Source organism: Parolsenella sp., assembly GCF_982402205.1.
In genome coordinates this window covers 1-1,884 of sequence record NZ_CEVYAT010000206.1, presented here as the reverse complement: position 1 = coordinate 1,884, position 1,884 = coordinate 1, and the positions used below count along the sequence as shown (strand labels likewise).

The window sequence follows — 1,884 nt, the reverse complement described above, 5'->3', positions numbered from 1 at the left end:
GAACGTCACGTGGGCGTACTTCTCGGTCTCGGCGGTGTGCAGCTGCTTCAAGCCGTTCTCGGCAATGACGTCGGCCAGGACCTTCTCGGGGAAGGTCTTGGGGAAAGCAACCTCGACGTCGAACGTCGGGTCGTACTCGGTAATCGTGACGAAGTGCGACAGGGCAATCTGCTCGCGCTCGAAGCCGTCAAAGCCCTTGTCGGCGAAGACGCGGGTCATCTGGCGGGCACGGTCGGGGCGGAAGTTGAAGAAGATCACCGCGTCGCCGGCAGCCACGCCCTCGTTGTGGGCGGCAAACGGCTCGATGAACTCGTCGCCGCGCGGGTCCTTCTCGTAGTAGGCCTTGATGCCCTCGACCGGGCAGGTGTCCTCGGCGGCCGGCGTGACGATGACGTCGTAGGCGCGCTTGATGCGCTCCCAGCGGTTGTCGCGGTCCATGGCCCAGTAGCGGCCCGACACGGTGGCGACGCGGGCGTCGACGCCGGTCTTGGCAGACAGGTCCTTGAGGAAGTCGCAGAACTCGGCCATGTAGCCGGCACCGGACTGCGGGTCGACGTCGCGGCCGTCCATGAAGGCGTGGACGCGAACGCACTTGACGCCGCGCTCGGCGGCCATCTTGGCAAGCGCCTCGACGTGGCTCATGTGCGAGTGCACGCCGCCCGGGCTCATAAGGCCCATGAGGTGCAGGGTCTTGCCAGAGGCCTTGACGTCGTCCATGGCCTTGACGAAGACCTCGTTCTCGGCGATGGAGCCGTCCTTGATGGCGTTGTTGATGCGGCTGAGCTCCTGGAACACGATGCGGCCGGCACCGATGTTGAGGTGGCCCACCTCGGAGTTGCCCATCTGGCCGTCGGGCAGGCCCACGTCCTCGCCGGAGGCACCCAGCGTGGTGTGCGGGAACTCGGCGTAGAGCGAGTCGAGGTAGGGGTGGCTCGCGCTGGTGACGGCGTTCTCATCGTTCGCCGGGGCCAGGCCGCAGCCGTCCATGATGACGAGCAGGGCAGGGAGATGACGCTGAGTCATAACTGATTACTCCCCCGCCTTGACGACCATCTGGGAGAAGTCGGCAGCCTTGAGCGAGGCGCCGCCCACGAGGGCGCCGTCCACGTCGGGCTTGGCAACGAGCTCGGCGATGTTGCCGGGCTTGGCGGAGCCGCCGTAGAGCACGCGGATGCCGTCAGCGAGCTCGGCGCCGAAAATCTCAGCGAGGGTCTCGCGAATGGCGCCGCAGACCTCCTGGGCGTCGTCGGCCGTGGCGGTCTTGCCGGTGCCGATGGCCCAGATGGGCTCGTAGGCAACCACGAGCTGGTTGGGGTCAGAGATCTCGAGACCAGCGAGGCCAGCCTTGACCTGGTCGGTCACGTGCTTGACGTAGGTGCCCGCCTCGCGGACCTCCTCGGGCTCGCCACAGCAGAAGACCGGGACGATGCCGGCGGCCACGAGGGCCTTGGCCTTCTTGTTCTCGTCCTCGTCGGTCTCGTGGAAGTAGTCGCGGCGCTCGGAGTGGCCGATGATGCAGTAGGTGCAGCCGGCGCTCTTGAGCATGTCGCAGGAGGACTCGCCGGTGTAGGCGCCCTTCTCCTCCCAGTAGACGTTCTGCGCGCCCAGCGCGATGGGGGCGGCGGAGATGCGGTCGTGGACCGTGGTGATGTCAATGGTAGGCGGGCAGACGAGGACCTCGACGCCAGCGGGGACCTCGGGCAGGGCCTGGGCCAGCTCGTCGGCCAGCTTGGCCGCCGCGTGGACGTCGTTGTTCATCTTCCAGTTGCCAGCGATGAGAAGCTTACGGTTAGGCATTGAGAAGCGCCTCCACTCCGGGAAGGGCCTTGCCCTCGACGAGCTCCATGGAAGCGCCACCACCGGTGGAGATCCAGCTCATCTTGT

General features: G+C 66.6%; 2 protein-coding genes. Both read right to left on the bottom strand.

Annotated features, from left to right (window positions below):
* A partial coding sequence (gene gpmI / locus AC1VTH_RS08060; RefSeq protein ID WP_481335653.1) for a 2,3-bisphosphoglycerate-independent phosphoglycerate mutase occupies positions 1–1,023 on the bottom strand: 1,023 nt, incomplete at its 3' end.
* A 6-nt stretch (positions 1,024–1,029) separates the two neighbouring features.
* Positions 1,030–1,797, bottom strand: a complete 768-nt coding sequence (gene tpiA, locus AC1VTH_RS08055; protein ID WP_481335652.1) for a triose-phosphate isomerase — start codon at positions 1,795–1,797, stop codon at positions 1,030–1,032.
* Positions 1,798–1,884: the final 87 nt, after the last annotated feature.

Excerpts from the sequence above, each read along its gene's own strand:
- tpiA (WP_481335652.1), bottom strand. The coding sequence starts at position 1,797 with ATGCCTAACCGTAAGCTTCTCATCGCTGGCAACTGGAAGATGAACAAC.